26 protein-coding genes are annotated in these 22467 nt (G+C 68.0%); 17 read left to right on the plus strand and 9 right to left on the minus strand.

What is annotated here, in order from left to right; genetic code table 11:
- Positions 1-130: 130 nt before the first annotated feature.
- On the minus strand, positions 131-409 hold the full coding sequence (locus O5K31_RS13880; RefSeq protein WP_269714243.1) for an accessory factor UbiK family protein: 279 nt from the start codon (positions 407-409) through the stop codon (positions 131-133).
- Between the two features lie 123 nt (positions 410-532).
- On the opposite strand from O5K31_RS13880, the gene lgt reads away from it, so the two are divergent.
- The 4 genes from lgt to O5K31_RS13900 all read left to right on the plus strand — a co-directional run bounded on the left by lgt (position 533) and on the right by O5K31_RS13900 (position 4202).
- Positions 533-1351 carry a prolipoprotein diacylglyceryl transferase gene (lgt, locus tag O5K31_RS13885; RefSeq protein WP_269714245.1) on the plus strand — a complete coding sequence of 273 codons (819 nt, stop codon included), beginning with the start codon at positions 533-535 and terminating at the stop codon, positions 1349-1351.
- On the plus strand, positions 1338-2405 hold the full coding sequence (locus O5K31_RS13890; RefSeq protein WP_269714246.1) for a class I SAM-dependent methyltransferase: 1068 nt from the start codon (positions 1338-1340) through the stop codon (positions 2403-2405). The genes lgt and O5K31_RS13890 overlap by 14 nt, the downstream gene beginning before the upstream one ends.
- Entirely contained in the window at positions 2405-3187 is a 783-nt protein-coding gene (pgeF, locus tag O5K31_RS13895; protein ID WP_269717062.1) for a peptidoglycan editing factor PgeF, read from the plus strand. The genes O5K31_RS13890 and pgeF overlap by 1 nt, the downstream gene beginning before the upstream one ends.
- Before the next feature lie 76 nt (positions 3188-3263).
- On the plus strand, positions 3264-4202 hold the full coding sequence (locus tag O5K31_RS13900) for a ribose-phosphate pyrophosphokinase (RefSeq protein WP_269714248.1): 939 nt from the start codon (positions 3264-3266) through the stop codon (positions 4200-4202).
- A gap of 110 nt (positions 4203-4312) precedes the next feature.
- On the opposite strand, the gene folB is transcribed toward O5K31_RS13900, so the two are convergent.
- Entirely contained in the window at positions 4313-4717 is a 405-nt protein-coding gene (gene folB, locus O5K31_RS13905) for a dihydroneopterin aldolase (RefSeq protein ID WP_269714250.1), read from the minus strand.
- Between the two features lie 11 nt (positions 4718-4728).
- Complete coding sequence (locus tag O5K31_RS13910) at positions 4729-5472, minus strand: SDR family oxidoreductase (RefSeq protein ID WP_269714252.1); 744 nt, start codon at positions 5470-5472, stop codon at positions 4729-4731.
- 215 nt (positions 5473-5687) lie between these two features.
- Between O5K31_RS13910 and O5K31_RS13915 the strand changes: the two genes are divergently transcribed.
- Together O5K31_RS13915 and O5K31_RS13920 are read left to right on the plus strand one after the other, a co-directional pair.
- The gene (locus O5K31_RS13915) at positions 5688-6158 is read left to right on the plus strand and encodes an NUDIX domain-containing protein (protein ID WP_269714253.1); all 471 of its coding nucleotides are present in this window, start codon (positions 5688-5690) and stop codon (positions 6156-6158) included.
- 90 nt (positions 6159-6248) lie between these two features.
- Positions 6249-7688 (plus strand): aldehyde dehydrogenase family protein, encoded by a 1440-nt coding sequence (locus O5K31_RS13920; RefSeq protein ID WP_269714255.1) that lies wholly within the window; start codon positions 6249-6251, stop codon positions 7686-7688.
- A gap of 177 nt (positions 7689-7865) precedes the next feature.
- Here O5K31_RS13920 and O5K31_RS13925 read toward each other — a convergent pair whose 3' ends face one another.
- The 4 genes from O5K31_RS13925 to O5K31_RS13940 form a co-directional block, all read right to left on the minus strand.
- The gene (locus O5K31_RS13925) at positions 7866-9179 is read right to left on the minus strand and encodes an ATP-binding protein (RefSeq protein WP_269717063.1); all 1314 of its coding nucleotides are present in this window, start codon (positions 9177-9179) and stop codon (positions 7866-7868) included.
- A gap of 187 nt (positions 9180-9366) precedes the next feature.
- On the minus strand, positions 9367-10068 hold the full coding sequence (locus O5K31_RS13930) for a response regulator (RefSeq protein ID WP_269714257.1): 702 nt from the start codon (positions 10066-10068) through the stop codon (positions 9367-9369).
- The gene (locus tag O5K31_RS13935; RefSeq protein WP_269714258.1) at positions 10065-10556 is read right to left on the minus strand and encodes a MarR family winged helix-turn-helix transcriptional regulator; all 492 of its coding nucleotides are present in this window, start codon (positions 10554-10556) and stop codon (positions 10065-10067) included. The genes O5K31_RS13930 and O5K31_RS13935 overlap by 4 nt, the downstream gene beginning before the upstream one ends.
- Before the next feature lie 172 nt (positions 10557-10728).
- On the minus strand, positions 10729-11148 hold the full coding sequence (locus O5K31_RS13940) for a DUF4870 family protein (RefSeq protein ID WP_269714260.1): 420 nt from the start codon (positions 11146-11148) through the stop codon (positions 10729-10731).
- 248 nt (positions 11149-11396) lie between these two features.
- On the opposite strand from O5K31_RS13940, the gene O5K31_RS13945 reads away from it, so the two are divergent.
- The 3 genes from O5K31_RS13945 (at position 11397) to pth (ending at position 13861) form a co-directional block, all read left to right on the plus strand.
- Entirely contained in the window at positions 11397-12428 is a 1032-nt protein-coding gene (locus O5K31_RS13945) for a hypothetical protein (protein WP_269714261.1), read from the plus strand.
- A 131-nt stretch (positions 12429-12559) separates the two neighbouring features.
- Positions 12560-13162, plus strand: a complete 603-nt coding sequence (locus tag O5K31_RS13950; protein ID WP_269714263.1) for a 50S ribosomal protein L25/general stress protein Ctc — start codon at positions 12560-12562, stop codon at positions 13160-13162.
- Positions 13163-13249: 87 nt separating this feature from the next.
- On the plus strand, positions 13250-13861 hold the full coding sequence (gene pth, locus O5K31_RS13955) for an aminoacyl-tRNA hydrolase (RefSeq protein WP_269714265.1): 612 nt from the start codon (positions 13250-13252) through the stop codon (positions 13859-13861).
- Here pth and O5K31_RS13960 read toward each other — a convergent pair.
- Positions 13858-15240 (minus strand): serine hydrolase domain-containing protein, encoded by a 1383-nt coding sequence (locus tag O5K31_RS13960; protein WP_269714267.1) that lies wholly within the window; start codon positions 15238-15240, stop codon positions 13858-13860. The two genes, pth and O5K31_RS13960, sit on opposite strands and share 4 nt — an antisense overlap.
- 59 nt (positions 15241-15299) lie before the next feature.
- Here O5K31_RS13960 and O5K31_RS13965 point away from each other — a divergent pair, with 59 nt between their 5' ends.
- The 4 genes from O5K31_RS13965 to O5K31_RS13980 all read left to right on the plus strand — a co-directional run bounded on the left by O5K31_RS13965 (position 15300) and on the right by O5K31_RS13980 (position 17594).
- A complete protein-coding gene (locus O5K31_RS13965) occupies positions 15300-15803 on the plus strand; it encodes a MarR family winged helix-turn-helix transcriptional regulator (RefSeq protein ID WP_269714268.1) in 504 nt (167 codons plus the stop codon).
- A gap of 81 nt (positions 15804-15884) precedes the next feature.
- Positions 15885-16478: a DUF2975 domain-containing protein gene (locus tag O5K31_RS13970; RefSeq protein WP_269714270.1), complete on the plus strand. Its 594-nt coding sequence runs from the start codon at positions 15885-15887 to the stop codon at positions 16476-16478.
- Complete coding sequence (locus O5K31_RS13975) at positions 16478-16714, plus strand: helix-turn-helix domain-containing protein (RefSeq protein WP_269714272.1); 237 nt, start codon at positions 16478-16480, stop codon at positions 16712-16714. The genes O5K31_RS13970 and O5K31_RS13975 overlap by 1 nt, the downstream gene beginning before the upstream one ends.
- A 28-nt stretch (positions 16715-16742) precedes the next feature.
- Complete coding sequence (locus O5K31_RS13980; RefSeq protein WP_269714274.1) at positions 16743-17594, plus strand: alpha/beta fold hydrolase; 852 nt, start codon at positions 16743-16745, stop codon at positions 17592-17594.
- A 3-nt stretch (positions 17595-17597) separates the two neighbouring features.
- On the opposite strand, the gene O5K31_RS13985 is transcribed toward O5K31_RS13980, so the two are convergent.
- Positions 17598-18431: a pirin family protein gene (locus tag O5K31_RS13985; RefSeq protein ID WP_269714276.1), complete on the minus strand. Its 834-nt coding sequence runs from the start codon at positions 18429-18431 to the stop codon at positions 17598-17600.
- 399 nt (positions 18432-18830) lie between these two features.
- Here O5K31_RS13985 and ychF point away from each other — a divergent pair, with 399 nt between their 5' ends.
- The 4 genes from ychF to O5K31_RS14005 are packed head-to-tail and all read left to right on the plus strand — an operon-like array spanning position 18831 to position 22436.
- A complete protein-coding gene (gene ychF / locus O5K31_RS13990) occupies positions 18831-19931 on the plus strand; it encodes a redox-regulated ATPase YchF (RefSeq protein WP_269714278.1) in 1101 nt (366 codons plus the stop codon).
- 20 nt (positions 19932-19951) lie between these two features.
- Complete coding sequence (locus O5K31_RS13995; protein WP_269714280.1) at positions 19952-20629, plus strand: dienelactone hydrolase family protein; 678 nt, start codon at positions 19952-19954, stop codon at positions 20627-20629.
- 4 nt (positions 20630-20633) lie between these two features.
- Positions 20634-21311 carry a dienelactone hydrolase family protein gene (locus tag O5K31_RS14000; protein ID WP_269714281.1) on the plus strand — a complete coding sequence of 226 codons (678 nt, stop codon included), beginning with the start codon at positions 20634-20636 and terminating at the stop codon, positions 21309-21311.
- Positions 21312-21314: 3 nt separating this feature from the next.
- Positions 21315-22436, plus strand: coding sequence for an ATP-binding protein (locus tag O5K31_RS14005; protein ID WP_269714283.1), 1122 nt, complete (start codon positions 21315-21317; stop codon positions 22434-22436).
- The last annotated feature ends 31 nt before the right edge of the window (positions 22437-22467 follow it).

A 22467-nucleotide genomic window follows, 5' to 3' on the forward strand; every position in this document is an offset into this window, starting at 1 on the left:
CCCTTGCAAGAGGTGAGCGCGCCGCGGACCCGGCGTAAGGTGAATCACCCCTTAACACCGAAGGCTAGACTGCTTCGCGGCCGTCACAACGCGCTTCTTGCAAGGCGCGAGCCAGCTTTCAGTGGAGGAATCAGTCCGCCTTTGGGGCGGGCTTCTTGCGGGCCGGCTTGGCCGCGGCGGCGGCCGTGGGCGCCCCGCCCCTGAGGGCGTCCAGTTCGGCGCGCAGGGCGGCCACTTCGGCCTTCAGCGCGTCGAAGTCGTCACGACGAACCAGATCGAACTCGGCGGCGAACTTGTCGGCCTGGGCGCGGAACGCCGTCTTGGCTTCTTCACCGGCGGCCTGGGCGATGCCCATGGCGGCCGTGGTCAGCTTGGCGAATTCGTCGAGAAAAGGGTTCTGGGTCTGCATCGTGCGGCTCTTTTCGGGACCGATAAGGCGCCCCTCCCGTCCCTATATGGGAAAGGGCAGGTGAAAGCGAAGGCCTTTGCCGTTACAGGTTGCTGCGGCGTCTCACCGCACAGGACCCAGGCCTTGCCCTTTCCCGAATTCCTCGACCCCATCCTGATCCAGATCGGGCCCTTCGCGATCCGCTGGTACGCCCTGGCCTATGTGGCCGGCATTCTGCTCGGCTGGCGCTATGCGGTCGGCCTGGTCAAGAACCCGCGCCTGTGGGGTGGCCAGACGCCGACCATCACCCCCGAAAAGATCGACGACCTGATCCTGTGGATCACCCTGGGCGTCATCGGCGGCGGGCGTCTGGGCTATGTGCTGTTCTACAATCCGTCCCTGATCACCCAGAACCCCATCGAGATTCTCCAGGTCTGGAACGGCGGCATGAGCTTCCATGGCGGCTGCCTGGGCGTGGCCGTCGCGGTGATCATCTTCGCCGCCCTGAACAAGATCGACATTCGCCGGCTGGGCGATCTGGTGGCGCCCGCCGTGCCGTTCGGCCTGTTCTTCGGCCGCCTGGCCAATTTCATCAACGCCGAACTGTGGGGCCGCACCACCGACGTTCCCTGGGGCGTCATCTTCCCGGGCGCCGGCCCCTATCCGCGCCACCCCAGCCAGCTGTATGAGGCGCTGCTGGAGGGCTTGGCCCTGTTCCTGATCCTGCGCCTGACCACTCACAAGTGGATGTGGCTGCAGCGGCGCGGCGGGGTCGCGGGCCTGTTCCTGGTGGGCTACGCGGTGTTCCGCGCCAGCCTGGAGAACGTGCGCCAGCCAGACGCCTTCATGCCCGACTTCCCGCTCGGCCTGACCATGGGAATGATGCTGTCCTTGCCCATGCTGGTCGCCGGCCTCGTCCTGATCGCCCTGGCCTTGCGCGAGCCGAAACGTGAGCCTGCGTGATCGCCTGATCGCCGAGATCGCGGCGACGGGCCCGATCAGCGTCGCCGACTACATGCTGCGCTGCCTGCACGATCCACAGGACGGCTATTACGCGACGCGGCCCGCCCTGGGCGCCGGCGGCGACTTCATCACCGCCCCCCTGGTCAGCCAGATGTTCGGCGAGTTGATAGGCTTGTGGTGCGTCGAGACGTGGAGCCGTCTGGGCTCCCCCGCCGCCTTCCGCCTTGTGGAAGCCGGTCCCGGCGACGGCACGCTGATGAGCGATCTGCTGCGGGCCGCCCGGCTCGCCCCCGGCTTCCTCGCCGCCGCCGACCTGTGGCTGGTCGAGACCTCGCCGCCCCTCCGCGCGCTGCAAGCCGAACGCCTGGCCGGCGGTCCGTTGACGCCGCGATGGGCCGACAGCGTCGAGCAGGTCCCCGGCGACGCCCCCCTGATCCTGGTGTCCAACGAGCTTCTCGACTGCCTTCCAGCCCGGCAATTCGTGCGCACCGGGCAAGGATGGGCTGAGCGGCTTGTGGCTCTGGACGACGCCGGCGAACTGGCCTTCCGGCTCGGTCCGCCCGCCTCCGCGCCGACCGCGTCCGAGGTTTCGCTAGGCATGGTCTTCGAAACCTCGCCGGTCCAGCAGGCCTTCGGCGCCATGCTCGGCGAGCGCATAGCCCGCGACGGTGGCGTCGCCCTGCTCATTGACTACGGCCGCGATGCCCCCAGTCCCGGCGACACCCTGCAGGCGCTCAAGGCCCACCAGAAGGTCGACCCCCTCGCCTGCCCTGGCCAGGCCGACCTGACCGTCCACGCCGACTTTCCCGCCGTCCTGGCCGCCGCGCGCCAAGCCGGCGCCCAGACCGCCCCCATCCTGCCCCAGAGGCTATTCCTGGCCCGCCTGGGGATCGAACAACGCGCCGCCGCCCTCGCCGCCGCCCGTCCGGACCAGTTCGAAACCCTCGAGCGTCAGCTTGCCCGCCTTGTCGAACCCGATCAGATGGGGACTCTTTTCAAGGCGGCGTGCGTTCATTCCCAGAATGTCGCTCCCCCCGGTTTCGAAGAGGCCTGATCGCTGTGACCGAACTGCCCCGCGTCCAGTCCGCCCTGCTCGCCGCCGTCCCCGGCGTCCGCCACGCCTTCTTCACCCGCAAGGGCGGCGTCTCCATGGGCCTCTATGACAGCCTGAACATCGGCCGGGGCTCCAAGGACGAACCCGCCGACGTGGCCGAGAACCGCGCCCGCGCCGCCGCCCATTTCGGGGGCGAGCCCGGCGATCTCGACACCTGCTTCCAGATTCATTCGACCATCGCCATCGTCGCCGACGGCTCCTGGGGCGACGCGCGGCCGGAGGGCGACGCCATCGTCTCCAAGACCCCTGGCGTGATCTGCGGCGCCCTGTCGGCCGACTGCGCGCCGGTGCTGATCGTCGATCCCGTGGCGCGCATCGTGGCCTCGGCCCATGCCGGCTGGCGCGGCGCCCTCGACGGGGTGGTGCAGTCGGCGGTGGACACCATGGTCGGCCTCGGCGCCGATCCGGCGAACATGATCGCCGCCGTCGGCCCCTGCATCGGCCGCGAATCCTATGAGGTCGGCCTGGATTTCTTCGAGCGCTTCGCCGCCGACGCCCCGGGTTCGGAACAGTTCTTCTCGCCGGGCGCCGCGCCCGACAAGCGCCAGTTCGACCTGCCCGCCTTCGTGCTGGAGCGCCTGCGCACCGCCGGGGTCGAGCAACGCGAATGGGTCGGCCGCGACACCTGCGCAGAGGAAGAATGGTTCTTCTCCAACCGCCGCGCCGTGCTGCGAGGCGAGGGCGACTACGGCCGCCTGCTGTCGGCGATTATGCTTACCTGAATTTCTTGGGGTTGCTCGCGCCTGACTCCCTGCTAGAAGCCGCGCAACAACCACAACACTTCTACGACGGGCCCCGATGAAGCTGCTGGCTGGCAACTCCAACCGTACTCTCGCGGGCGCTATCGCCGACTATCTGGACCTGCCCCTGACCAAGGCGCAGGTCCGGCGCTTCGCCGACAACGAGGTCTTCGTCACCATCGACGAGAACGTCCGCGGCGAGGACGTCTTCATCATCCAGTCGACCAGCTACCCCGCCAACGACAACCTGATGGAGCTGCTGATCTGCATCGATGCGCTCAAGCGCGCGTCGGGCAAGCGGATCACCGCTGTCGTCCCCTACTTCGGCTACGCCCGCCAGGACCGCAAAACTGGCGGCCGCACCCCGATCTCGGCCAAGCTGGTGGCCAACCTGATCACCCGCGCCGGCGCCGACCGGGTCCTGACCATGGACCTGCACGCCGGCCAGATTCAGGGCTTCTTCGACATCCCCACGGACAACCTGCTGCCGACCCCGCTGCTGGCCGCCGACATCCGCGAAAACTACAAGAAGACCGACGAGCTGATGATCGTCTCGCCCGACGTGGGCGGGGTGGTTCGCGCCCGCGCCCTGGCCAAGCGTCTCGACGCCGACCTGGCCATTGTCGACAAGCGCCGCTCAGGCCCCGGCCAGAGCGAAGTGATGAACATCATCGGCGACGTCCAGGGCCGCCGCTGCATCCTGTTCGACGACATCGCCGACAGCGCCGGCACCCTGTGCAACGCCGCCGAGGCCCTGATGGCCAACGGCGCGGCCGACGTGGCGGCCTATGTCACCCACGGCGTGCTGTCGGGCGCGGCCTATGACCGGATCGGCAAGTCGGTTCTGACAGAACTGGTGGTCACCGACTCCATCGAGCAGCCGGAACAGTCGCTGGACACCTGCGGCAAGGTCCGCCTGGTCTCCTGCGCCCCGCTGATCGGCGAAGCCATCCGCCGCATCGCCAACGAAGAGTCGGTGTCCAAGCTGTTTGACTGATCGTGCGGGCTTCGAGACGCGCTGACGCGCTCCTCAGCCTGACGACGCTAGATTTGCTACAGAATCCGTCATCCTAAGGAGCGGACAATATCCGCGTCTCGAAGGACGCACTATCCCCGAACCGCCGTGATCTCCACGCCCGCCGCCTGGGCGTGCGGGGCCAGGGCCAACGGCTTTTCAACCCGCACCCGCACCCGCGTCACCCGCGGATCGCTCAGGCAGGCCTGGGCCAGCCGCTCGGCGAAGGTTTCGACCAGGTCGATTCGCCCCTCGGCGACGATGGCCCGCGCCGCCTCGCCCACCGTCTCGTAATTCACAGTGTCGGCCAGCCGCTCGAAGCCCGAAGCGGCCACGTCCATCTCCACATCCACCACCAGCGGCTGAAGCCGCCCGTGCTCGTGCTTGTAGACGCCGATCTCGGCCTCCACGGCCAAGCCGCGCACGAACACCTTCACGCCCACCACGCGAGCGGCGGGGCCTTGGTCAGTCGGAAACTGGGGGCTGGGGGCGGTCACGATCCGGCCTTTCACGCGCCGAGGATGTCGGGCGTCCGCCAGGAAAGATGCTGGCCGCCATCGACGGCGATCATCTGGCCCGTGACCGACCTTGCGTCAATGAGGTAGCGCAGCGCACCGGCGATCTCGTCGGGCGACGCCGCCTTTCCCAGCGGGACATTGGCCGCTTCGTGCTCGAACTCGCCATTGCGCTGATGGATCGAGGCCAGGGTCGGGCCCGGCCCGATGGCGTTGACTCGGATGCGCGGCGCCAGGGCCTGGGCAAGGGTCTGGGTCGCCCACCACAGGCCCGCCTTGGACAGGCTGTAGCTGAAGAACTGCGGATTGGGCCGCCAAACCCGCTGGTCGACGATATTGACGATCAGCCCCTCGGCGTCGGCGGGCAGTTGCGCGGCGAACGCCTGGGCCAGCAGCACCGGCGCCCGCAGATTCGTATCTAGGTGCGCGTCCAGGCTTTCGCCGGTCAGGGTCTCGATCCGGTCGTCCTGGAACAGCGAGGCGCAATTGACCAGCAGGGTCAGCGGGCCGTCGGCCGCCGACAGCAGGGCGCCGCGCTCCACATCGTCCGTCAGGTCGCCCTGGACGACGAAGGCTTTGCGGCCGAGGGCCTGGATCTGGGTGACGGTGTCGGCCGCCTCCGAGGCGGCCCCGCGATGGTGGACGACGACGTCATAGCCGGCGCGCGCGGCTTCGATGGCCAGCGCCTGGCCGATCCTGCGCGCCGCCCCGGTGACCAGGGCGCATCCCCTCGTCATGCTGACCGCCCTTTCACATCGCAACGCGGGGCCTGTGCCCCGCGAGCGGAAGGTCTAGTCGATGCGGCCGAACTCGAAGAAGTTCAGGGCGCAGATGACGGCGATGAAGCCGAAGATGACGGCGAGCGCGAGCATGTCGAAAACTCCAGGATAACGACCGGGCTTTAGCCGCCGCCGAGCGGGACGGCAAGCCCGCAGGGGTCTATAGGAGCGCCATGTCCTGGCGCCGCCGTATCGAGCCTTTCACCCGTCCCCTGTTCAAGGTGTTCTCCCGCGTCACCCGCAGCATGACCCTCGGCGTGCGCGGCCTGGTGGTCAACGAGGCCGGCTGGGTCCTGCTGGTCGAGCACACCTATCTGCCCGGCTGGTACCTTCCCGGCGGCGGAATGGAGCGCGGCGAGACGGCCGAGGTCGCCCTCGCCCGCGAACTGGAGGAAGAAGCCGGCGTCCGGGTCGAGGGCCGTCCGCGCCTGCTGTCCTTCCACTCCAACGACCACGCCTTCCGGGGCGATCACGTCCTGATCTACCGCGTCGATCAATGGAGCCCCTGCCCGATGACCTCGCGCGGCGAGATCGCCGCCGTCCAGTGGTTCGACCCGGAAAACCTCCCGGATTCCGTGACCCCCGCCACGCGTGCGCGAATTCTGGAGGCCATGGGCAAGGCCGATCCCGACCTGCGCTGGTGATCGCCCCTTCCCACCTGATCAACGATCATTAGAATGATTGTTTGAATTCAGAAGCCGCGCCTCAGCGGCTCGATGGGCAGGAGCAGGCGGATGCGCGACTATACGAAGTTCTACATCGACGGCGCATGGGTCGCCCCCGCCGTGGCCAAGACGCTGGACGTCATCAATCCCGCCAATGAAGAGGTCGCGGGCCGCATCTCCATGGGCTCGGCCGCCGATGTCGATACGGCGGTCAAGGCCGCCCGCAAGGCCTTCGAGACCTTCTCGCGCACCAGCCGTGAAGAGCGCATCGACCTGCTCGAGCGCATCGTCGCCGAGTATCAGAAGCGCTACGAGGACATGGCCAAGGCCATCACCGAGGAGATGGGCGCCCCGTCCTGGCTGGCCCAGCGCGCCCAGGCCGCCATGGGCGTCGGCCACATCCAGACCGCCATCGCCGTCCTCAAGGATTACAAGTTCGAGGAAGATCGCGGGACCACCCGCATCGTCAAGGAGCCCATCGGCGTCTGTGGCTTCATCACCCCCTGGAACTGGCCGGTGAACCAGATCGCCTGCAAGGTCGCCCCGGCCCTGGCCACCGGCTGCACCATGGTGCTCAAGCCGTCCGAGGTCGCGCCCTTCAGCGGCTATATCTTCGCCGAGATCCTGCACGCCGCCGGCGTTCCGGCCGGGGTGTTCAACCTCGTCAACGGCGACGGCCCCACCGTGGGTACGGCGATCTCCAGCCACCCGGACGTGGACATGGTCTCCTTCACCGGCTCGACCCGCGCCGGGATCGAGGTGGCCCGCGCCGCCGCCCCGACCGTCAAGCGCGTCCATCAGGAGCTGGGCGGCAAGAGCCCCAACATCATCCTCGAAGACGCCGATTTCGCCCGCGCGGTGACCGGCGGCGTCTCGTCGGTGATGATGAACTCGGGCCAGTCCTGCAACGCCCCGACCCGCATGCTGGTCCCGGCCGCCAAGATGGACGAGGTGATCGGCATCGCCAAAGCCGCGGCCGAGGGCTTCAACGTCGGCGACCCCAACGGCAACGCCAAGATGGGGCCCGTGGTCTCCGAGATTCAGTGGAACAAGATTCAGGGCCTGATCCAGAAGGGCGTCGATGAAGGCGCCACCCTGGTCACCGGCGGCCCCGGCCGGCCCGAGGGCCTGGACAAGGGCTACTACGTGAAGCCCACCGTCTTCGCCAACGTCACCAACGACATGACCATCGCCAAGGAAGAGATCTTCGGCCCGGTCGTCACCATCCTCGGCTACGACACCGTCGATCAGGCCGTGACCATCGGAAACGACACCGAATACGGCCTCGCCGCCTATGTGTCGGGCACGGACCCGGCCAAGGTGCGCGAAGTGGCCTCGCGCCTGCGCGCCGGTCAGGTCAGCCTCAACGGCGCCAGCCCCGACCTGATGGCCCCCTTCGGCGGCTACAAGATGAGCGGCAACGGCCGCGAATGGGGCGACCACGCCTTCGGCGAATTCCTGGAGACCAAGGCCGTCCTGGGCTTCAACGCCCCGGTCGCGGCGGAGTAGTCACTCTCCCCCTCGATGGAGGAAGGCACGCTTATAGATATCCGCTCACCCCGGCGAAGGCCGGGGCCCAGGTGAAGCCCTTCTGAGGCTCTGGATGAATCTGGGTCCCGGCCTTCGCCGGGATGAGCGGTTGATAGTGCGAGGTTCCTCTGTCTCTTCGCTACGGGGCAGGAGGGATCACCCCGGCAACCTCACCACCGCCCGCAACCCGCCCAGCGGCGACCGGTCCAGCACCAGGTCGCCCCCCAGGCCGCGCGCCACATCCCGCGCGATGGCCAGGCCCAGGCCCACGCCCTTCTCGTTCTGGTTTCGCGACTCATCGAGCCGGTTGAAGGGGCGGAACGCCTCCTCGTAGCGGTCCTCGGGAATGCCAGGCCCATCGTCGTCCACCCAGATCTCGACCCCGCCCGCCGGGCTGCGATGGGCCGCCACCTCCACCCGTTCGCCATGCACGGCCGCGTTCATGACCAGGTTGGACAGCGCCCGCTTCAGGGCGTTGGGCCGCACGGCGACCTCCAGGTCCGGATCGGCCTCGACGCTGACCTTGGCGCCGGCTCGCGCCGCCCCCTCGCTGACCTCCTCGATCAGGGGACGAAGCGGCGCGATCTCGACCGCCTCCCCGCCCTCGCCGCGAGCAAAGGCGAGATACTCGTCGATCATGTGCTCCATCTCGGCCAGATCGCGCTTCATCGCCTCGATGCGCGGACCGGGCTCGGCCAGGGCCAGTTCCAGCTTCAGCCGCGTAAGCGGCGTGCGCAGATCGTGACTCACCGACGCCAGCAGGGTGGTCCGCTGTTCGATATGCCGCTGGATGCGCGCCTTCATGGCGATGAAGGCCTGGGCCGCCTGGCGCACCTCACGCGCGCCCCATGGCTTGAAGGCCGGCGCGTCGCCGCCTCGGCCAAAGGTGTCCGCCGCCTCGGCCAATCGCTCGATGGCCCGCACCTGGTTGCGGATGAACAGCAGGGCCACCGCCGTCAGCAGCAGGGTCGCCCCCGCCATCCACAGCACGAAGATATGGCCCTGGGTCGCCACGGCCCGGTCACGCGGCGCGATGATGCGCAGCACGCCCTGGTCCACCTTCACCCGGATGTCGACATAGGCCGGATAGCGATCCGAGGCGTCGAACCAGAACGGCTGGTCCAGCCGCGCCGACAGCGCCTTCTGCAGCGACCGGTCAACCGCCGCGAACAGGGCTGCCCGCCGCCCGATCGGCAACTCCCGCCCCGGCTGCAGGGCGATCGACAGCGACAGGGAATCTTCGGCTCTCTGCTCCAGCCGCGCCAGGGCCTCGGGCCGCGGATCGTCCTGATAGCTCTCCACCGCCCAGGCGACCTCGCCCGCCAGCCCGTCCGACAGGCGACTGTTCACGGTCTCCCAGTGGGCGTCGAAGAAGGCCCAGGTCACCGCCATCTGCATCAGGGCGATCGGCAGGATGATGATCAGCAGCGACCGGCCGAACAACGAGGTCGGCACGTAGCGTCGCATCATCCGTGGCCAGAAAATCCGGATCCAGCGTCTCAAGCCCTCTCCTCCCTTGCGAAGCGGGGGAGGGGGACCATGCGCAGCATGGTGGAGGGGGCGTGACCGGGCTCAGTGCAGGCGGTCGCCCCCTCCACCGCTGCGCGGTCCCCCTCCCCCGTCATGACGGGGGAGGAGTTGGTCGCGGCATACGCCATCAATCCGGCGCCAGGCGGTAGCCGATGCCGCGCACGGTCTGCAGATAGCGGGGGTTCTTGGGGTCGGGCTCGATCTTGCGGCGCAGGCGCGTGACCTGCACGTCCACCGCCCGGCCGGTGATGTCGGCGGCGTCGCGGGCCAGGTCCATGCGGTCCACCGGCTCGTGCGCCGCCCGCGCCAGCTGACGCAGCAGTTCGATCTCGGCCTCGGTCAGGCGCACCGGCTCGCCCGCGCGGGTCAGCTCGCCCCGTTCGGGATCAAAGGCGCAGTCGCCCATCATCAGGCTTTCCGACAAGGTCACGCGCGGCCCCGCCCGGCGCAGGATCGCCTCGATGCGCAGCAGCAGTTCCTGCGGCTCGAACGGCTTGGCCAGATAGTCGTCGGCCCCCAGGGTCAGCCCCTCGATGCGGTCGGTGGACTGATCGCGCGCGGTCAGCATCAGGATCGGCGTGCGCCCCGCCTCGCCCGGCCGCGCGCGCAGGGCGCGGGTGAAGGCGAACCCGTCCTCGCCCGGCATCATCACGTCCAGCACCAGCAGATCGAAGTCGAAGGCGTCCATCAGCTTGCGCGCCGCCGCGGCGTCCTGGGCGGCGGTGACGCGAAATCCGGCCCGGGCCAGGTATTCCTTGATCAGGGTGCGGATGCGATCGTCGTCATCGACGACCAGCAGGTGACGGTCACGGGCTTCCAAAGGAGTCATGCCGCTTCGCTCCGGCGAATGCCGATAGAGACCCGTGGTCCCGCCAGGGCCGACAGAATACGCCGCGTTCCCGCCACGCCGTCCAGTCCTCCGGTGCGATAGGCCTTGGCCACCAAGGCTCGAAGGCGCTCGCTGACCCGCGCCTCGAACGCCGCGCCTTCCGCGGTCAGTTCAGTCAGGCGGCGACGCGCGTCCAACTCGCCCGCGGTCTTGTGCGCCAGACCCGCCTTTTCCAGGTCCGAAAGGGTGCGGCTGGCCGCCTGCTTGGACAGGCCCGTCAGCCGCGCCAGCTCCTGCACGCCCACGCTCGGCCGCCGGCGCAGCAGCAGGGCCGCCCGCCAGTGCGAACGCCCCAGGCCATTGCCCTCCGCCTCCAGCGCCGCATCCACCGCCGCCCAGACGCCGGCCTCGGCCAGGAGAATCAGCTCCAGGCCGGAGTCCAGCTCGTCGTCACGAAGAATGAGGCGCGGATCGGCCGGGGCGCTCATGGCGGCGTTCCAAATCTTTGACCCGCCCGCGCCCCGTGGCGTGCGGCAGGTCTCTATAGACCTCGAAAATGCGAGATCGCCCGCACGGTGGCCGAGATCGGCGGGCGCTGCAAGGCGAGGAACGCCATCAGCCCTCCCCCTGTCGAGGGGAAGGGCTGGGCTTCACAGCTTTTTACACCAGCCAGGTGTTGGGGCGCGGATAGGCCTCGTCGCGAGCCAGATAGACCAGGCCCACGATGGAGCGGACCAGGAACCAGATCGCGATGGCGCCCATGAACAGACCGCTGACGATCAGGCCGGGAATGCCGATCAGCACGAAGCTGAGCGGGATGCTGATCGCGAACACCGCCCCCGCCACCAGGAAGGCCGCCACGGACAGCCAGAAGGTGCGGATCAGGAAGGTGTAGTGGCTCTTCATCTTCGGGCCGGCGGTGCTTTCCTGGACGTGAGCGAGAATCACGCCGACGATGAAGGTGATCCCGTTCGAGAACCCGAGCAGGTACAGAGCGTAGACGATCCCCGGAAGAAGACGGTCTTCGCTGGCCGCAACGGGCGCTGCGGCGATGACGGTTTCAGGGGTGGCGTCGGTCATGAGGTCTCCTTTTCAATGCCCAGATTTTGCGGCCGAACCCCGGTGAAAGGCAAATTAAGCCTTCGACACTTTGTGAATGTTCGGAAACCTTCCCGCACAAGGCGTTGAACGCCTCAGCTTGTTTTGCGTTCGATCTTGGCTCGTGGCTCAGCTTGTAAAAACAGGGTTAACGATCCACGGTCACACTGTCGCCCGCACCGCCGCGTATTCGGCGCTAAATCATTCTATTTTCCGGGGATCTCCGCCAGATGATTACAAGAAGCCGCGTTAAGGCCCTGGCGGGCCTGAGCCTGTTGGCCGTTCTGGCCGCCTGCGCCTCTCCCGCCCCGCCCCCTCCGCCGCCGGTGGCTTACATCCCGCCGCCGATCACCCTTTCGCCTCGCGTTGTCGAGCAGGCCGCCGCCTATCGCGGCTATGTGCAGAGCGCCGGCGCCATCTCCCCCAACTTCGCCGACGGCCTCCAGGTCGCTCAGGCCGTGAAGACCGGCTCGGCCTATGAGAGCCGCCAGCTGATGTCCGGCGCCGTGGCCTACGCCGCCGTCGTCGCCCTGCAGGACCCCGCCTTCGTCTCGGCCGTCCGCGAGTTCGCCGCGGACCGGAATCAGCGCACCCAGGTCGCCCAGCAGATCTTGCGCGATCCGGCCTACGCTGCGGTCATCAAGGGGGCCGACACCGCCGCCGGCCTGATCATCTCCGCCCTCGGGACCGATGGGACCCAGGTCTATATGGCCGGTCGCGCGGTCAAGCAGGCGGCCTACGACGTCCAGCGCCAGAAGTGGTCCAAGGCCGACGTCGCCAACCGCCCCGAACGCCTGGCCGAAGCCAAGGCCCTGTCCGCCCGCCCGCACCTGCCCTCCCAGGACGAGACCGCCCGCCTGCATCAGGTCAGCACCGGCCTCGCGCCGCTGGGCCTGACCCCCACTTCGGCGCCGGCGCCTTACTCGCCGCTGGTGATCCGCGGCCTGGCCGTGGCCGCCCTCGCCGCCCTGGGCGAGGCTGGCGACGCCCACATGGCGACGATCCAGCCTCTGCTGGCCGAACCTACCGGCGGCCAGTGCCTGAACCTGGCCAAGCTGAACCTCTATCAATGCCTGGCGGTGTCCAAGCCGCACTACGAGGACGTCTTCTGCGTCGGCCAGCACATCCTGATGGACACCGGCCAGTGCCTCATCAAGAGCTCCGGCGCGGCCATGCCCTACATCCCGCCCCCGCCCGTTCCCGTGAAGGCCGAGGTGAAGACCCCCGCCAAGAAGAAGGCCCCGGCCAAGAAGAAGGGCTGATCGCCCGTTTCGATTCAGAGTCGCGCGGGGCGTTGCAACGTCCCGCGCCCTCGTGTATCTAGCCGCACCCTATTCATCCGACTGTCACCGCGCGGATATCACGCGCGGCGTTTCGTTTTGAGAAAAGACCTATGGCCGAGATCGTTCTGAACGTCGAAGTCCGTGAGCGCGCCGGCACCGGCGGCGCCCGCGCCTCCCGTAATGCCGGCAACGTTCCCGGCGTCCTGTACGGCGGCGGCAAGGCCCCGGTGATGATCGAGGTCCGCTCGAACGAGTTCCGCAAGGCGCTCTACACGGGCAAGCTGTCGGGCCACCTGGTGACCCTGAAGCACGGCGCTGAAAGCCAGCCCGTCATCGCCAAGGACATCCAGTTCCATCCGGTGACGGACGAGCCGATCCACTTCGACCTGTATCGCGTCGACGAAAAGCAGACGATCAAGATCGAAGTGCCGGTTCACTTCAAGAACCACGAAACCTCGCCCGGCATGAAGGCCGGCGGTTCGCTGGAAATCGTGCGTCACACGGTCGAGCTGTCCTGCCCGGCCAACGCCATTCCGGAAGAACTGATCATCGACCTGTCGACCCACAACATCGGCGACACCATCCGCATGTCGGAAATCCAGCTGCCCAAGGGCGTGAAGCCCTCGATGGACCGCGACTTCGTGATCGCCAACATCAAGGTCTCGTCGGCCGCCATGTCGGAAGCCGCTGAAGAAGCCGCGACCGAAGAATAAGCTTCTCCCTTCGGGGCTGAACAGTTCATCGCCCGCGAAGGTCACGCCTTCGCGGGCGATTTCGTTTCGAGGTTTCGGGAAACCGCCATGCTGATCCTCGCCGGCCTCGGAAACCCCGAGGGCAAGTACGAGAAGAACCGCCACAACGTCGGCTTCATGGCCGTCGACGCCCTGGCCCGCAAATGGTCCACGGCCCCCTGGCGCTCACGCTTCCAGGGCATGGCCTGCGAGGGCTCGGTCAGTACGCCCGACGGCCCGGTCAAGCTGCTGCTGCTCAAACCCAAGACCTATTACAACGAGAGCGGCCGCGCGGTGGGCGAGGCCATGAAGTTCTTCAAGCTGACCCCCGCCGACGTCATCGTCTTCCATGACGAGATCGATCTGGCGCCCGGTCGCTTCCGCATGAAGTCGGGCGGCGGCGCGGCGGGCAACAACGGCATCCGCTCGGTCACCAGCCAGATCGGCGACACCTTCCGCCGCGGCCGCATCGGCGTCGGCCACCCGGGCCACAAGGACGCGGTGATGCACTACGTCCTGGGCGACTTCCATAAGGTCGAGCACCAGTGGCTCGACCCCATGCTCGACGCCATCGCCGACGCCCTGCCCTTCGCCGCCGCCGGCGACGACGAACGCTACCAGGCCGAGATCATGCGCCTGGCCCCCGCTCCCAAGGCCGATCCCCGCAAGCGCGAGGACTAGGCCGGCAGGCGCGACCCGATGAAGTCGGGCGCGTTGAGCGCTGCCGGATGCCCTCGGTTGCACAGGACCACCGTCACGTAGTCGCGATAGACGGCGAAGTCGCCATTGACCCCCGGCGCGCTGCCGCCATGCCCATAATAGGTCGCGCCGTTGCGGCTCCGGATCGCCAGACCCAACCCCCAATGGGACGATCCGGCGACGACCTTGGGCGTGGTCATGACCGCCAGGGTCGCCGGCCGGACCAGCCGTCCCGCGCGCAGGCTGACGGCGAAGGCGTGCAGATCCTCGACCGTCGAATAGCCCCCGCCCGCCGGCAGTCCCTCATACGGCGCCAGGGCTTTCAGGCCCGTCGCCCGGGCTCCAGTGTACGGCCTCGCCGTCGGGCGGGATGAGGCGAACCCCTGCGAGGTCGCGGCCATGCCCGCCGGCGTGAAGATCGCCTCCTGGAACACAGTCTCATAGGGCTTGCCGGTCACGCGCTCGATGATCGCGCCCAGCAGAACGAAGCCATAATTGCTGTAGCCCCACCGCGCCCCGGGCTCGAAGATCGGTTCGCGCGCGCCATAGAACCGCACCAGGTCCTCCGGCGATTTCAGCCTATCGATATTGGCGTCGTACTGCGGGCCGAAGATGTCGCCCGTGCCGCCGGTATGGGTCAGCAGGTGCTCCACCGTCACCCGCTCGGCCAGACTGCGGTTGGCGTAGTCCGGCAGATGGACGGCCAGGGTGTCGGACAGCTTCAGCCGCCCCGCCTCCACCAGCTGCATGGTCGCCACGGCGGTGAACATCTTGCCCATGGAGCCGATGCAGAATCGCGTGGAAGGCGCGACGGCCGCCCCCTGCGCTTCATCGGCCAGACCGTGGGCCGCGCGAAACAGAACACGCTCGCCGCGCGCTACAAGCGCCACGCCGTTGAACCGGCCGGCCCGTCCCTCGTCCCGCAGCTTGGCCTCGCAGACGGCCGCCGCCGCCCTCTCGTCCAGTCGCCCGATCGTCCCTTCGCCCGGCGCGCCGGCGAAGGCGATGTCCTCCAGCTTGTCTCCCCCTGTGGCGGTCAGCACGACCTTGGAGCGCCGATCCCAGGCGCGATCCTTCACGAAGACCGTGATCTCGTGGGGCCCCGTCACCTGCGAAGACAGCACCTCGAACCCGCCGGTCGTCTCGCGCACCGAAAGATCGTCGTCCACATAGGGCCCCACCGTGGGCGCCAGCGTCTCCACGAACCGCCTGTAGACGCCCAGGTCGGGGTCGTTGAACGCCGCCGACCAGCGACCCAGCCACGACGAAAGCAAAGCGCCGTTCTCGGCCGCCCGTCCCGCGCCCGTCGCCAGCAAACTCGCGCCCGCGGCGCCCGAGATGAGAAGATCACGCCTGTTCACGAAGAAGGCTCCACCCTAACCTTGTAGGCCACCCTTGTAACTAGTTACGACGGAAGTCAATGACAGCCCGCTCCGACGATCCCAGCGGCTATACGACCAAGGCTGGGGCCGCCGCGATCGGCGCGCGCCTGCGTCGCCTGTCGGAGCGTATCGACCGCGACGCCGCCCGCCTCTACGCCGAAAGCGGTGTGGCCTTCGAACAGCGCTGGTTCGGCGTGGTCAACCTGCTCAGCCTGTACGAGACCCTGACCGTGGGCGAGCTGGCCGCCGCGCTCGGGGTCAGCCACGCCACCGTCAGCCAGGTTCGCGCCGGCTTGGAGGGAGCGAACCTGATCGCCTGGGACGCGGACAAGGCCAACCCCCGCCAGCGCCGGCTGCGCCTCACGCCAGCCGGGCGCGATGCGGCCGCCCGCCTCGCGCCCCTTTGGGCCGCCCTGTCGGAGGCCGCCGTAGAACTGAACGACGAAGCCCAGGACGCCCTCGCCGCCCTGGACCGCCTTGAGCAAGCCACCCTTCGCCTGTCACTCTACGACCGCGTCAAGGCCCGCTTGGCGCAGGGCTGATTCAGCAGGCTGGCGCAAAACTCACCCATATCGTTTGACAGAAAGTTTTTTCTGTTGAATCCATGATGGCGGGAGGATCGCATGACCACCGTCGTCCAGTTCAAGCCTGCGCCTGTCGCCCAGCCGACCGCCGCGCATCACCACCGGCTGCGCGTCGCCAGCCGCGCCCTGTCCTGGCTCTTCACCGGCCTGCTGATCCTGGTGGGCGCGCTCTCGGCCGTGCTCATCGCGGGCATTGTCGTCTATCCGGGCGACGACTATCGCATCGGCTCCAACGCCGTCTGGATCGGAACGGGGTCGGCCGACTCGGTGGCCTTCCACACCCTGTCCCTGCCGCACCGACTGGCCTATGCGGCCGTCGGCGTGGTGCGCATGGCGCCCAGCCTGATGATCTTCTGGCGGCTGCGCGAGCTTTTCGCCCTCTATGGCCAGGGCGAGGTCTTTGGCCGCCGCAACGGCTGGCTTATCGGCCAGGTGGGCGTGTGGCTCTGCGTCTACGCCATCAGCCCTTTCCTCTGTCATCTGTTCCTCAGCGCCACGGGCTGGGAGATCGATAAGAACTGGGCGCATCTTTCCAGCATCCAGGCCTTCATCCTCGGCCTGCTGGTCTTCGTCATCGCCCAGGTGATGCAGGTCGGTCGCGAGATCGAGGAAGATCGCGAGGCGTTCGTCTGATGCCCATCGTTCTTCGCCTCGACGTGATGATGGCTCGGCGCAAGGTTCGCTCCAACGCCCTGGCCCGCGCCATCGGCATCACCGAAGCCAACCTGTCCTTGCTCAAGTCGGGCAAGGTGAAGGGCCTGCGCTTTTCCACCCTGGACGCCATCTGCCGCTACCTAGACTGCCAGCCCGGCGACATCCTCGAATACGAGCCCGAGGGCGGCGAGGAAAAACTCAGACAGGCCGGCTGACCGCCGCCCCTCAAACCGGAGACACCCAATGCGCTTTTCTTCAACGCCCGTTCGGGCGATCGCCGCCGCATGCCTGCTGCTCAGCGCCGCTCCGGCCCTGGCCGAGCCGAGCTTCGTCGAGGTCGACGGCGGCAAACTAGCCTACGAGGCCTGCGGCTCAGGTCCCCGGACCATCGTCCTGATCCACGACGGCATCCTGCATTCGGCGGCCTATGAGGACGTCCAACCCCTGCTGTGCGAGCGCTTCCGCGTGGTGCGCTACGACCGCCGCGGCTATGGCGCTTCGCCGCCCACCGAGGCCAAGACCTACAATCCCGCCAAGGACCTGGAGCAACTGCTCAAGGCGCTCAATATCGAACGCGCCACCCTGGTCGGCTCATCGGCGGGCGGCGGCGTCGCCGTGGACTTCGCTCTGGCTCATCCCGAGGCGGTGGATCGCCTGGTCCTGGTCGGCCCCTGGGTCGCGGGCTTCAAGCCGTCCCTGGCCTTCATGACGCGAGGCCTGAAACTTCAGGCCCTTTTCAGGGCTGGCGACATCGAGGGCGCGGCCAGGGACCCCTACATCCTGACCAAGGACGCCGACGGCGCGCGCGAGCGCGTGGTCGCCTGGATCAAGGCCAATCCCCACAACTTCGGCGCCGGAAACAAGGAGCGCTTCATGGTCGATGGCAAGGCGCGCCTGGGCGAGGTCAAGGCGCCCACCCTGATCCTGGTCGGCGAGGTCGACATCGAGAACGTCCATGAACAGGCCCTCGAGATCGAGGCCCTGCTTCCCGGAGCCCTACACGAAGTCGTCCCCGCCACGGGCCACTTCATGTACGTCGAGCAACCAAAGGCCTTCGCCGACCGCGTCGCCGCCTTCGCGAGTTCTGAGCCGTGAGACTCAGAACTTCCCTGCGTTGAAGTCCTCGACCGCCTGCACGATCTCCTCGCGCGTGTTCATCACGAAGGGGCCGTGCCAGAAGACCGGCTCGCCGATGGGCTTGCCGGCGATCAGCAGCAGGCGCGCGTCGGTCTTGGCTTCGACCACCACGCGGCCGCCCGTGCCCAGGAACACGCCGGTCAGGGCGTCGACCTGGTCATGGGCCACGCGGACCGAGCCTTCATAGACCGCCAGCATCGCCGCCCGTTCGTCGCCCACCGGCTCCTCGAACCGCGCGCCGGCCGGGATGGTGATGTCGAAATAGAGCGCGTCCACCGCCCCGCCGCCCACTGGCCCGACCGAGCCCTCGCTGGTGGTCCCGGCGATGGCCTTCACCGTCACGCCGCCTTCGCGGGTCTCGACCGGCATCTGCTCGGCCTCGAATTCCTGATAGCCGGGGGCGCTCATCTTCAGCTCGGCGGGCAGGTTAACCCACAACTGGAAACCGCGCATGCGGCCGTCGGTCTGCAGCGGCATCTCCGAATGGACGATGCCCCGGCCAGCGCGCATCCACTGCACGCCGCCGGTGCCGATGATCCCCTCGCGGCCGGTGTTGTCCGCATGCTTCATGCGGCCCTCCAGCATGTAGGTCACCGTCTCGAACCCGCGGTGCGGGTGGTCGGGAAAGCCGCCCACATAGTCCGACGCCTGGGCGGTGTCGAAGCAGTCGAGCATCAGGAACGGGTCGAACATCTGCGCCTCCTGCGTGCCCAGCACGCGGGTCAGCCGCACGCCGTCGCCGTCCGAGGTCGGAACGCCTTTGACCAGCTTGATGACAGGACGAACGCTGCTCATGGGAGCCTCCTTGAAATCTGCGCGAATGATATCGGCACAGTTACAGATGAGTTCAAGGGGCTGCGCCCTTCGAGACGCGCTGTCGCGCTCCTCAGGATGGAGACAGTGGAGACCGATACTCTCGCGACTCTCGGGCCCTTTGTGGAGACATCGGCGCCCCGCCTATCCACCCCCGCGCCGGCGGGCGCATGATCGTGGGATGAAACCGCGTCCAATCCCAGTCACCAGAGCCGTAGCCGTAATCTCCGCCCCTCGATTGGGACACCCTCGTCCTCGCCGCCCCCTCGCCTGTCCCCGCGCCGAATCCACGAAACGGCCAGCGGAGACACCGGAGCCCGCCGTTTCGTCAAACGGCCCATCCGTGCTAGGTCGCGCGCCAACCAAATCTGCGAGTGCTCCATGGCCCTGAAAGTCGCCATCGTCGGTCTGCCCAACGTCGGCAAGTCGACCCTGTTCAACGCCCTGACCCAGACGGCGGCCGCCCAGGCGGCCAACTATCCGTTCTGCACCATCGAGCCGAACACCGGCGACGTGGCGGTCCCCGAGCCGCGCCTGGACGCCCTGGCCAAGATCGCCGGCTCCAAGGAGATCATCCCGGCCCGGATCACCTTCGTCGACATCGCCGGCCTGGTGCGCGGCGCGTCCAAGGGTGAGGGCCTGGGCAACCAGTTCCTGGCCAACATCCGCGACTGTGACGCCGTCGCCTTCGTGGCTCGCTGCTTCGAGGACGACGACATCACCCACGTCGAGGGCCGCATCGATCCGCTCAGCGATCTCGAGATCATCGAGATGGAGCTGATGCTGGCCGATCTGGAGAGCCTGGAGAAGCGCCTGCCGGCCATCGAGAAGAAGGCCAAGTCGGGCGGTGACAAGGAAGCCGCCAACACCCTGCGCCTGATCAACCTCGCTCTCGCCCAGCTGCGTGAAGGCCGCCCGGCCCGCGCCGCCAGCGTGGACAAGGAAGACGAAAAGGCCTGGCACATGCTGCAGCTGCTGACCTCGTTGCCGGCCCTCTATGTCTGCAACGTCGACGAAGCGTCCGCCGACAAGGGCAACAAGTTCTCCGACCTGGTGGCCGAACGCGCCGCCAAGGACAAGGCCAAGTCCGTGGTGATCTCCGCCCAGATCGAGAGCGAGATCGCCATGCTCGAAGCCGCCGAGCGTACCGAGTTCCTAGAAACCCTGGGCCTCGAAGAGCCCGGCCTGAACCGCCTGATCCGCGAGGCCTACAACCTGCTGGGCCTGCAGACCTACTTCACGGTCGGCCCCAAGGAAGCCCGCGCCTGGACGATCCACGTGGGCGACACCGGTCCGCAGGCCGCCGGCGTCATCCACACCGATTTCGAGAAGGGCTACATCCGCGCCGAAACCATCGCCTTCGACGATTTCGTCAAGCTCGGCGGCGAGGCGGGGGCCAAGGAAGCCGGCAAGATGCGCTCCGAAGGCAAGGAATACGTCGTCAAGGACGGCGACGTGATGCACTTCCGCTTCAACGTCTAGGATACCCCGCAGGAGGCCTCATGGCCGAGACCATCACCCTCAAGAGCCCGCGCGACGGGTTCGAGTTCACCGCCCTTCACGCCTTGCCAAAAGGCGAGGCGATAGGCGGGGTGGTGGTCCTGCAGGAGATCTTCGGTCTGGACGAATACATCCACGCTGACGTCGCCCGCTGGGCCGACGCCGGCTACGAGGTCATCGCCCCCGCCCTGTTCGACCGCTATGAGCCGGGCTTTGTCGCGGACCACGGCCCCGAAGGCTTCGCGCGCGGTCGCAACCACGCCCTGGCCCATCCGCTGGGCACGGCCCTGTCGGACATCCAGGCCTGCATCGACGAGATGCACCCGCGCGGTCCCGTCTTCGTGGTGGGCTACTGCTATGGCGGCTCCCTCGCCTGGCTGGCCGCAGGGCGCTGCAAGGGACTGTCCGCCGCCGCCAGCTATTACGGCAGCCTGGTCGGCGAGAACGCCGACATCGACCTGCGCTGTCCAGTGATCGTCCATCTCGGCCGTAAGGACGCGCATATTCCCGCCGACGGCGTCGCGGCCGCGATCCACGCCCACCACCCCGACGTGCCGGTTCACATCTATGAAGCCTCGGGCCACGGCTTCAACAACGACGGCCGCCCCGACTCCGACCCGCATGACGCGGCGGAGGCGCGTCGTCTGACCCGCGAACTCTTCGTCGCCAACGCGGACTGACTCGATGGGCCAAGTCGTCACCCTGACCAACCTCGCCGACGGCCACGCGTTCGAGGCCTTCCACGTCGCGCCGACCGACGCCCGACGGGGCGGTCTGGTGATCCTGCACGCCATCTGGGGCGTAACGCCCCACCTGCGCGACCTGGCCGCCTCCTATGCCGACCAGGGCTATGAGGTGCTGGTCCCCAGCCTCCTCGACCGGTTCGAGCGGGGCTTCCCCGAAGTGGACATCGATCCCGCAGCCCGCCAGCGGAAGATGGACTTCGGCGTCCGCACCGACTGGAACGCCACGCTCGGCGACATCCAGGCGGCGATCGATTGGCTCAAGGCGCCCGTCTTCGTCATGGGTTTTTGCTGGGGCGGTACGGCCGCGTGGATGGCCGCCAGCCGCTGCACAGGGATCGCGGCGGTGTCGGCCTTCTACGGCCACCAGATCGCCGAACACCTGGACGAGACGCCCAGGGTTCCGCTCATCCTGCACCTGGGAAAGCGCGACGAACTGATCCCGCCGGCGATCAGCGACGCCATCATCGCCGCCTTCCCCGACCTTCCCGTCTATTTTTATGACGCTGGTCATGCGTTTGTCGCACCCGCCGAATACGTGGACGACGCTGCAAAGCTCGCGCGCCTGCGCAGCCTGCAGCTCTTCCATCGCGCCGCCGGCGCTAAAGGCGAGGTCTGAAGCATGCCCCAGGCGCCCGACGCCGACGAAATCGTCGAACGCCTTCCTGATCCGGTGATGGTGATCGCCGCCGGCGACCTGACCGATCCCTCGGATCGCACGATCACCTTCGCCAACGCCGCGGCCCAGACCCTGCTGCGCATTCCGGCCGAAGGCGCGCCCCTGGTCTCGGTCCTGCGCCACCCCCGCCTGCTCGAAGCGGTGGACGAGGGGCTGGCCGATGGCGGAGCGGAAGCGGCCTATGAAACCTACGGCGCCCAGCCGCGCTGGTGGCGCGCCCTGCTGCGTCCCCTGCCCGACACGCCCGGCGGCCTGAAGCAGGTGCTGTTGATCCTGCGCGACGAGACCGACGCCCGCCGCAACGAGCGCATGCGCGCCGACTTCCTGGCGAACGCCAGCCACGAACTGCGCACGCCGCTCGCCTCGCTCACCGGCTTCGTCGAGACCCTGCAGGGCCACGCCAAGGACGATCCCGCCGCCCGCGACCGTTTCCTCGCCATCATGGCGGCCCAGGCCGGCCGCATGGCCCGCCTGATCGACGACCTGCTCTCGCTCAGCCGCATCGAGCTCAACGAACACATCCCGCCGTCGGGCGAGGTCGATATCAACGCCGCCGTTCACGACGTGATGAGCGCCAGCGGGCCCATCCACGCCCAGCGCGGCGTGAAGATCACGCCCAACCTGCCCTCGCCCCCCGCCATGGCCCTGGGCGACCGCGACCAGGTGGTGCAGGTGCTGCAGAACCTGATCGACAACGCGGCCAAATATTCGCCCACCGGCGGCGAGGTGCGGGTCGAAGTCCTGCTCGCCCCCGCTGGCGCGGCGGCCGTCCCGTCACGCGCCGGCGCGGCGCGCCTGTCCCTGCTGACTCCCGACACGCCCGTGGGCCACTATGTGATCATCCGGGTTTCCGACGACGGCCCTGGCATCGCTCGCCAGAACCTGCCCCGCCTGTCGGAGCGCTTCTATCGCGTCGAGGGCCAGAAGAGCGGCGAGCGGCTCGGCACCGGCCTGGGCCTCGCCATCGTCAAACACATCGTCAACCGTCACCGCGGGGGTCTGGTGGTGGAAAGCGCCGAAGGCCAGGGCACGACATTCACAGCCTATTTTCCTGTCACACACTAGCGCTACCTGTCGCAAAACTGTCATGTGCGCC

This window comes from Caulobacter sp. NIBR2454 (genome assembly GCF_027474405.1).
In the GTDB taxonomy this organism is placed as follows: domain Bacteria; phylum Pseudomonadota; class Alphaproteobacteria; order Caulobacterales; family Caulobacteraceae; genus Caulobacter.

Coding starts and splice junctions, on each gene's coding strand:
- O5K31_RS13935 (WP_269714258.1), bottom strand. CDS start 10,556: ATGAGCGCCCCGGCCGATCCGCGCCTCATTCTTCGTGACGACGAGCTG.
- O5K31_RS13920 (WP_269714255.1), top strand. CDS start 6,249: ATGCGCGACTATACGAAGTTCTACATCGACGGCGCATGGGTCGCCCCC.
- O5K31_RS13880 (WP_269714243.1), bottom strand. CDS start 409: ATGCAGACCCAGAACCCTTTTCTCGACGAATTCGCCAAGCTGACCACG.
- O5K31_RS13925 (WP_269717063.1), bottom strand. CDS start 9,179: ATGATGCGACGCTACGTGCCGACCTCGTTGTTCGGCCGGTCGCTGCTG.
- pth (WP_269714265.1), top strand. CDS start 13,250: ATGCTGATCCTCGCCGGCCTCGGAAACCCCGAGGGCAAGTACGAGAAG.
- O5K31_RS13970 (WP_269714270.1), top strand. CDS start 15,885: ATGACCACCGTCGTCCAGTTCAAGCCTGCGCCTGTCGCCCAGCCGACC.
- O5K31_RS13975 (WP_269714272.1), top strand. CDS start 16,478: ATGCCCATCGTTCTTCGCCTCGACGTGATGATGGCTCGGCGCAAGGTT.
- O5K31_RS14005 (WP_269714283.1), top strand. CDS start 21,315: ATGCCCCAGGCGCCCGACGCCGACGAAATCGTCGAACGCCTTCCTGAT.
- O5K31_RS13995 (WP_269714280.1), top strand. CDS start 19,952: ATGGCCGAGACCATCACCCTCAAGAGCCCGCGCGACGGGTTCGAGTTC.
- O5K31_RS13945 (WP_269714261.1), top strand. CDS start 11,397: ATGATTACAAGAAGCCGCGTTAAGGCCCTGGCGGGCCTGAGCCTGTTG.
- O5K31_RS13965 (WP_269714268.1), top strand. CDS start 15,300: ATGACAGCCCGCTCCGACGATCCCAGCGGCTATACGACCAAGGCTGGG.
- O5K31_RS13900 (WP_269714248.1), top strand. CDS start 3,264: ATGAAGCTGCTGGCTGGCAACTCCAACCGTACTCTCGCGGGCGCTATC.
- ychF (WP_269714278.1), top strand. CDS start 18,831: ATGGCCCTGAAAGTCGCCATCGTCGGTCTGCCCAACGTCGGCAAGTCG.
- O5K31_RS13910 (WP_269714252.1), bottom strand. CDS start 5,472: ATGACGAGGGGATGCGCCCTGGTCACCGGGGCGGCGCGCAGGATCGGC.
- O5K31_RS14000 (WP_269714281.1), top strand. CDS start 20,634: ATGGGCCAAGTCGTCACCCTGACCAACCTCGCCGACGGCCACGCGTTC.
- O5K31_RS13915 (WP_269714253.1), top strand. CDS start 5,688: ATGTCCTGGCGCCGCCGTATCGAGCCTTTCACCCGTCCCCTGTTCAAG.
- O5K31_RS13985 (WP_269714276.1), bottom strand. CDS start 18,431: ATGAGCAGCGTTCGTCCTGTCATCAAGCTGGTCAAAGGCGTTCCGACC.
- O5K31_RS13980 (WP_269714274.1), top strand. CDS start 16,743: ATGCGCTTTTCTTCAACGCCCGTTCGGGCGATCGCCGCCGCATGCCTG.
- O5K31_RS13950 (WP_269714263.1), top strand. CDS start 12,560: ATGGCCGAGATCGTTCTGAACGTCGAAGTCCGTGAGCGCGCCGGCACC.
- O5K31_RS13930 (WP_269714257.1), bottom strand. CDS start 10,068: ATGACTCCTTTGGAAGCCCGTGACCGTCACCTGCTGGTCGTCGATGAC.
- O5K31_RS13940 (WP_269714260.1), bottom strand. CDS start 11,148: ATGACCGACGCCACCCCTGAAACCGTCATCGCCGCAGCGCCCGTTGCG.